This is a genomic window from Paraburkholderia bannensis NBRC 103871, from assembly GCF_000685015.1.
In the GTDB taxonomy this organism is placed as follows: domain Bacteria; phylum Pseudomonadota; class Gammaproteobacteria; order Burkholderiales; family Burkholderiaceae; genus Paraburkholderia; species Paraburkholderia bannensis.
Window position 1 is genome coordinate 324,579 of the sequence record NZ_BAYA01000010.1, and the last position, 7,932, is coordinate 332,510.

Annotated in this window: 4 protein-coding genes; all 4 read right to left on the reverse strand. The window is 67.0% G+C overall.

Annotated elements, in window-relative coordinates; genetic code table 11:
- Positions 1–2,022, reverse strand: coding sequence for a Fe(3+)-hydroxamate ABC transporter permease FhuB (fhuB, locus tag BBA01S_RS18540; protein WP_245641521.1), 2,022 nt, complete (start codon positions 2,020–2,022; stop codon positions 1–3).
- A complete protein-coding gene (locus BBA01S_RS41745) occupies positions 2,019–3,035 on the reverse strand; it encodes an iron-siderophore ABC transporter substrate-binding protein (RefSeq protein ID WP_245641522.1) in 1,017 nt (338 codons plus the stop codon). The genes fhuB and BBA01S_RS41745 overlap by 4 nt, the downstream gene beginning before the upstream one ends.
- A 31-nt stretch (positions 3,036–3,066) precedes the next feature.
- The gene (locus BBA01S_RS18550; protein WP_027817763.1) at positions 3,067–5,292 is read right to left on the reverse strand and encodes a TonB-dependent siderophore receptor; all 2,226 of its coding nucleotides are present in this window, start codon (positions 5,290–5,292) and stop codon (positions 3,067–3,069) included.
- A gap of 217 nt (positions 5,293–5,509) precedes the next feature.
- A partial coding sequence (locus BBA01S_RS18555) for a condensation domain-containing protein (protein WP_027817764.1) occupies positions 5,510–7,932 on the reverse strand: 2,423 nt, incomplete at its 5' end.

Sequence of the window (7,932 nt, forward strand, 5' to 3'; positions counted from 1 at the left end):
TCAGCGGCGCAGCAGCCATAGCAGATACGGGCCGCCGATCAGCATCGCCAGAATCCCGGCGGGCATCTGCTGCGGGAAGATCAGATTGCGGCCGAACCAGTCGGCCGCCACCATCACGAACGCACCTATCAGCGCTGCGACGATCATTTGCGCACGGGCGCGCGGAAAGCCGAGCAGACGCGCCAGATGCGGCGCCATCAGGCCGACGAACGAGAGCGGCCCGATCACCACGGTCGCGCCCGCCGTCAGCAGCGCGGACAGCAGCAACATGGCGAGACGCGCCCGCCTGCTGTTGACGCCGAGCGCATCAGTGACCGCGCCGCCGAGCGGCAGGATGTCGAGCCAGCGCGCGCACAACGACGCGGCGGCGCAACCCAACACAGTCCAGCACGCTGCCGTCAGCGCGATGGAAGGCGTCATCAGATACGTCGAGCCCATTGTCACGCTGCGCAGCAGGAAGGACCAGGCTCCGCCGCTGGCGGTCGCCAATGCGATCAGCGATTGCGAGAAGCCGCTGATCGCCACGCCGACGAGTAGCAGATAGCCGGGCGCGAAGCCGCGCTTGCGGCCCAGCAACAGCATCAACGCGAGCGCCGCGAGCGCGCCCGCGCCCGAGGCGCCGAGCAGTTGCGCGGTGGTCGGCGCGGCCGCGAACAGCGCCACGCCCATCACGCCGAGCATCGCCCCGCCGCTCACGCCGAGCAGTTCGGGACTCGCCATCGGGTTGCCGCTGGTGCGTTGCAGGAGCACGCCCGCGAGCGCGAGCATCACGCCCGCCGCGCCAGAGGCGAGCATGCGCGCCCAACGCCAGTCGATCAGCTCGCTCAATTGCGCGCCGCTGCTCCACGTCCAGCCCTGCACGCTCTGCGACAGATGCAGCGAGACAAATACCGCCGCCACCAGCGCAACGCACAGCACCGCGGCGACGTAGCGCGCATCGCGCCGCGGTATGAGAGCCGGGTCGCTGTGGACGGACAGCGCGCCGTCCATCGGCATCTTGCGCAGCAGAAATAGCAACAGCGGCCCGCCGAGCAGCGCCGTGGCCGCGCCGGTCGGCAACAGGTCGCCGGCCACGCCGGGCAGGCATTGCACCAGTTGATCGGTCAGCGCGAGCAGCAGCGCGCCGGTCAGCGGCCCCCATAGCAGTTGCGAACGCAACGTTCGTGCGCCCGCCAGACGCACCAGCGCGGGACCGGCCAGCCCCACGAAGCCGATCACGCCCACCGAACTGACGACGAACGCACTGAGCAGCACCGCGACGCCCAGGGCCGCGCCGCGCGTCCATGCGAGCGGCAGGCCAAGCTGGCTCGCGCCTTCGTCGCCAAGCGCGAGCAGCGTGAGCGGGCGTACCAGCAGCGCCCCGGCCAGTACCGCGCCGATCACGCGCGGCAGCAGCCACAGAAAACTGCTCCAGCCGTTCTGGCTCAGCGAGCCGCCGCCCCAGATGAACACCGCGATCAGCTGTCGCTCATAGGCGACCGTAAGGATCACGCCGACCGCGCCGCAATACAGGTTCACGACCATGCCCGCGAGTATCACGGCCACCGGCGAGAAGCGCTTTTTACGCGTGAGCGCAAGCGTCACCAGCATGGCGCCGACCGCGCCGCACAGCACCACGGTAAAGCGCATGCCGGCAAGCCACGCGGGCATCCAGATCGCGGCGGCCGTCAGGGCAAGATTGCCGCCCGCCGCCACCCCCAGCGTCAGCGGCTCGGCCAGCGGATTGCGCAGCACCTGCTGGAACAGCACGCCTGCGTAGGCGAGCGCCCCACCCGCGAGCAGCGACACCGCGAAGCGCGGCAGCCATGCGTACCAGACGACCAGGCGTTTGAGCTGGAACGTCGCATCGGTATGCGCCGAAGCAGAAAACCACTGCCCCGCCGGCAGCCACGCCGATAGCGTGTGCAGCGCGAGCAGCGCGGTCAGCACGGCCAGCGTGAAGGGCAGCCAGGCTGCATTGAGCGCGTGCCGGGCCAGTACGGGCGAAGGCGCTTCGAAACGCCGTTCAGACACGCGAGTCACGATTGCGCCTCCATCAAGACATCGGTCAAGGCACGGGCGAAGCGCATCGCCGACATCGGGCCGCCGGTCGGCGCAATCTCGGCTGTCGAGGCGATCCTGCGCCCGGCTACGAACGGCAGGCCGCGCCACAGCGGACTGCTGGCGAGATCGCTCGCCACGTTGGGCAGCGGCGTGCCGTTGAGAATCGCGCGCGCGTCGGGCGCGGTGGCGAGTTCCGCCAGATCGGTTTGCGCCATGCCCTGAATATCGCTGCTGCCTTGCCACGCGTTGCGCAAGCCAAGCTTGCCCGCGATGCCGCCGAACAGGCTGCGCTCGCCGTAGACCGTGACGTGGCGACCGTCGATGGGCCGCATGAGAAAGAGCGGCGCGCGGCGTGCGGCACGGGCATCGGTCAAACGCCGGTTGCAGGCCGTCAGCGTGTCGTCGAGCTGCGCGAGCAGCCCCCGGGCCTGGGCCGCACGGCCAAGCGCCGCGCCCAGATACAGCGTCTGCGCGCGCAGACCCGGCAACGCATCGACGCCGGACTGGTAGATCGTCACGCTGAGCGTCGGCGCGATTTTCTCCAGTTGCGCGTGCAACATCGCATGCCAGTTGGTGACGATGATGAGATCCGGCCGCAAGGCATGCAGGACCTCGAAATTGGGTTGAAACAGCAGCCCCGTGTCCACGACCTGCGCGGGCAGCGGCGGCACGCTGTTGAGTCTGGTGTACCACAGCGGCCGCGCCACGCCCACCGGCACGAGGCCGAGCGACAGCACGATTTCCGTGAGATCCCAGTCGAGCACGACGACGCGGCGCGGCGCGGCGGTCTGTACGCCGATCCGTTCACCAGTCGTTGCATGCGCAACATCATCTGCGAATGCCGCCCGCGACGGCGGCAAGAGGCAAGTGGGCGCCGCCACACACGCGGCCAGTCTGGCCAGTGCACGGCGACGCCCTGAATCGCAGGCGCGCCCGACATCGTCGGGACGCGCCTGGGATGCCTCGACAAGCGTATCGGCGATCTTTACCACGCTATCTAGACTTCCTCACTGACCTGCCCATTTACCAGGTGTAACGCGCCGACCCGACGATCGAGCGCGTCGCACCCCAGTAGCAGTAGAACGTGTTCGTGCAGTACGAGATGTACTCGTGATTGAACAGGTTGTTGATGTTCAGGCCGAGTCGCCAGTTCTGCCAGTCGTAGTGGAACGCCAGATCGACCAGCGTGCGCGCCGGCACCTGGAAGGTATTGGCGTTATTGCCTTCCGAGCTGCTCATATAGCGCAGACCGCCGCCCAGACCGAAGTTGCGCAGCGGGCCGCGATGGAAGGTGTAGTCGGCCCAGATCGCCGCGTTGTGGCGCGGTGCGATAGTCGGGCGCTTGCCTTCGTAGGTGGTGTCCTCGGTCACGACCTGGTTGAGGTAGGTGTACGAGGCGATCAGCTTGAGATCTTCGGTGACGTTCACGTGCGCTTCGGTTTCGATGCCGCGCGAGCGGATCTGGCCGGTCTGCACCGAATAGTTCGCGTTGTCCGGATCGGTGGTCGACACGTTGTTCTGGCGCAGATCGTAGGCCGACACGCGGAAGTAACCCGCATAACCCTTCGGCTGGTAACGCACGCCCACCTCGACCTGCTTGCCGGTGGTCGGCACGAACGGCGAGCCGCTTTCCGTCGAACCGAGCACCGGTTCGAACGAACGCGCATAGCTGACGTAAGGCACGATGCCGTTGTCGAACTCGTAGGCAAGGCCCGCGCGCCACGTGAAGGCGTGGTCGTTGGCGTGCGAAACGCCCGACGAAGTCTGCTGGTTGGTGCCCGCATAGTCCTCGCGCACGCCCACCGTAAAGACCCAGCGCTTGTAGCGCATTTCGTCCTGTGCGTAGACGCCGATCTGGCTCAGCGAATAGTCGTCGTGCTCGGTCGGCACGATGGTGGTGAGCGACGAATAGTCCGGGTTGTACAGATTGAGCGTGCCTGCGAGGCCGCCGCCCATGTCGTCGCCGCCCAGCACGCGGCGATAGTCCACGCCGAACAGCACGGTATGGTCGACCGGCCCGGTGGCGAATTTCGCCTGTGCGTGCGTATCGACCTGGAACTGGCTCCAGTGCTCGTTATCGACATTGCCCCACATGTAGGCCGTGTCGTTGTTGGTCAGATTGCTCGTCACCGAGGTCTGGTAATAGCGCTCGTCGATATGCAGATAACGCAGGTTCTGCGACACGCTCCACGTATCGTTGAACGCGTGCTGGAACTGGTAGCCGAACCAGTATTGCGTGCGGTGCATGCCGTCGGTGTTCGGGTCGCCGAAGTATTTATCCGGGCCGAGTTGGCCGTTCGGGTTGTCCCAGATCGTGCCGCTGGCGGTGATCGGATTGAACAGGCCGCCGTTCGGGTCGCGCTGATAGCCGGCCTGCAGCGTGAGGCTGGTCTGGCGATCGGGCTTGATCGTGATCGACGGCGCAATCGCAATGCGCTGGTCCTTGATGTCGCTGACCTGCGTTTCCGCGTCACGCCCGAGGCCGGTCACGCGATACAGCACGGTGCCGTCCTGGTTCAGCGGGCCGCTGAAGTCGAAGCCCAACTGGTAGTTGTTGTGATTGCCGATGACCGCTTCGATCTCGTGATACGGCGTTTCGGTCGGCAGCTTGCTCACATAGTTGACCATGCCGCCGGGGCTGCCCTGGCCGTACAGCACCGAGGACGGGCCGAACAGCACGTCGATCCGGTCGAGCAGATAAGTGTCGATGCGCGGCGTGGCAAAGCGCGGCGACTGGTAGAGCGACAGGCCGTCCAGGTACGAGTCCATGTCGAAACCGCGTGCGCGCAGCTGGTCGAAGCGCACGTCGGTGCCGTCCTGCGTGTACACGCCGGTGGTGTATCGCAGCGCCTGGTCGACGGTCTGCACGCCCTGATCGTCCATCTGCTGGCGCGTGACCGTGGAAATGGATTGCGGGTTGTCGATGATGGCCGAGTCGGTCTTCGAACCCGTCTTCGTGCGCGTCGCCACGTAGCCGACGCCGGGACCCTGCGGATCCTGGATCGCCGTGCCCTTGACCTGCACGGCCGGCAACGTGCTGCCGTCGGTGGTCGGCGTGGTCGTTTGCGTCGCCGATTGTGCGTTGGACTGCGCGGTCGTCGAAGTCTGCGCCGCGTTTTGCGCCGTCTGCTGCGCATGCGCGATCGTCCCGATCACGCCCATCATGATCATCACGTAACCCTGCCGGAAGCGCGGTGCCCCTGCCCGTGCGTGCGCCGTTGTCCGCTTCCCGTAGCCTTTTACCTTCATTTATTCAACTCTCCAGAATGTCCACTGCTCACTTTGCTTTGTCTTTATGCCTTCGCAGCGGCGTAAATAATACTCTAAATCGGAATGACTCTCATTTCTATTCAAGGAGAATATTTAGCTGTATGGAATATGAAAGTCCGACGGCGGCCCGATGGCAGCTTTTGGGCTGCTGCGGGGCCGCCTTATGCCCTCCTCGTGATTGCTTTTGGATATGCCTCTATGCGAAGCGTTGCGCCAACGCTTTCTGCAACGATGGATGGTGGACGATGCCCGCGTGCGTCGCGTCGATCGCATAGTCGTGCACCCCGGCAAGGGTGTGACGCGCCCAGTCCATGCGACGCAGCGGATCGGCGTCGTTACGTGTGGCGCGCCAGACGTGCAGCGGCGTCTCCAGCAGCGGTAGCGCGTGCCGCGCCATCCAGTCCGTGTGCAGCGCGTCGGCGCGCAGCGCGGCGCGAATCAGCGTGGCGCGTGCGGAGTCGGCGCGCCAGGCGTCAAACGACAGATCGGGCGCATCTTGCGCGAGGTCGGCCGCGCCCCGCTTGAGGGTGGCGCTTTCGTCGGTAAGCCAGTGCGTGGCCGTATCGACGATGCCGATGAAGTCGCAACACTCGCCCGCCTGCGCGAGCCGGTGCGCCACCGCCACCGCAACCCGTCCGCCGAACGACCAGCCGAGCAGCGCATACGGGCCGTGCGGCTGGATCGATTGAATGCAGCGCGCATAATCCAGCGCCAGCGATTCGATCGAATCGCCTTGCCAGCCCGCGCTCCGAAGGAATGGCGACTGAATGGCGATCAGCGATGCCACGCCATTGAGCGATTTCGCAAGCGTGCGGTAGTCGCCGATCATGCCGTGGCCCGGATGGAAGCAGAACACGGTGCGCGGTGCGCCCAGCGCATTGAGCGGCAACGCCGCGAAACGCATGTCGGCGGCTTCTGAAGTTTCGCCGGCGTGCTCAGCGGCAGGCAGCCGCGCCGCCGAGGCAATCGTCAGTTCGAGTGCCGCGCGTTCGAGCCACGTACCGGCGACGCCATCGTGCTGCGTCACAGCGTGTGCGGCTTCACGCGCTTCGTCGCCCGCTGTCGTAGCGTTGTTCTCAGCGGCCTCGCGCGGCGCGTCGCGCAGATGGTCGATCAACGCGCCCAGGGTGCGATCGAACGCCTCGACGATCTGGCTCGCGAGCGCGGAGTCGAGCAGCCGCTCGCTCCAGCTCCAGGTGAGCGTGAGCGTGTCGCCCGCGATCAGGCCGTTGATGTCGAGGAGACGATCCGGATCGTCGTCGCGAGCGCGTGTCGAGCGTCCCGCCGACTCCTGCGCGAAGCCAAAACGGCTGTGCGCGCCGAAGGTCTGATCGAAACGGCCCAGGTAGTTGAAGCTGATCTCGGGCTGGGGCAACGCGGCGAGCGCGGCGCGGCTTGCCGCATCGGCGTTGCGCGACAGCAGGCCGAAGTGCAGCCCCCGGGCCGGCACCGCGCGCAGGCGCTCGCGCACGGCCCGCAACGCCGCGCCTGCGTCGTCGAGCACCGGCAGCACGACCGGATACTGCGTCGTGAACCAGCCAAGCGTCGCGCTCAGATCGACGGCGTCGATCACGTCCTCGCGGCCATGGCCTTCGAGTTCGACCAGCACGTTGCGCGCCTGCGTGACGCTACCGATCGCCGCCGACAGCGCGCCGAGCAACACCTCGTCGATACGCATGCGGTAAGCGCGCGGCGCGTGTTCGAGCAGTGCGGCGGTGCGCGCGGCGTCCAGCTTCCAGACCTGTTTGCCGCGCTGCATGCCCGCGCCTGGCGAGCCGGGCTTGCGCAGCGTCGCCAGGTCGCTCACGTCGAGCGCGGTCTGCCACCACGAGAGTTCGGCCAGCCGCTCGGGTTGCGCCGCGTAGTCGTCGAGCTTGTGCGTCCACACGCTCCAAGGCGTCGAGCGCGCTGCCAGCGCGGGCGTCTCGCCGCGTTCGGCCTGCTCGTAGGCAAGCTGCAGGTCGGCCAGCAGCACGCGCCACGACACGCCGTCGACCGCGAGATGGTGAATCGCGATCAGTATGCGCGTTGCTCTGCCAGCCTTGCCCGCTTCGCCAATTTCCATCGCGCCGACGCGCCAGAGCGGCCCCGCCTCCAGATCGAGACTGGCCTGCAGCGCGTCGCAGGCCGCTTCCATGTCGTCGAGCGACGCCACCGGCACGCGCTGCAGCACCGCCTCGCCAGCGGCTTCGTCGAGCGTCGCCACCTGCTGCGTCCAGCCTTGCGCCGAGCGCGTGAAGCGCAGGCGCAGCGCATCGTGACGCGCCGACAGCGCCGCCACCGCGTGTTCGAGCGCGACCACATCGAGCGCGCCCTCCACCGTCAGCAGCACCGACTGGTTCCAGTGCGATTCGCCGTGCGGATAGCGCTCGAAGAACCAGTGCTGGATCGGCGTGAGCGGCAGCAGGCCGCTGCGCTCGCCTGCCGCGGCGTCGGTGTGTGCGGTCGTTGCACAGGCCGCGAGGCGCGCCACCGTGGGGTGCTCAAACACCTGACGCGGCGTGAGCACCAGACCGGCCTCGCGGGCGCGCGCAATGATCTGCAGGCTCTGGATCGAGTCGCCGCCCACTTCGAAGAAGTTCTCCGTCACGCCGATATCGTCGCGCCCCAGTACCGCTT

Coding starts and splice junctions, on each gene's coding strand:
- BBA01S_RS18550 (WP_027817763.1), bottom strand. CDS start 5,292: ATGAAGGTAAAAGGCTACGGGAAGCGGACAACGGCGCACGCACGGGCA.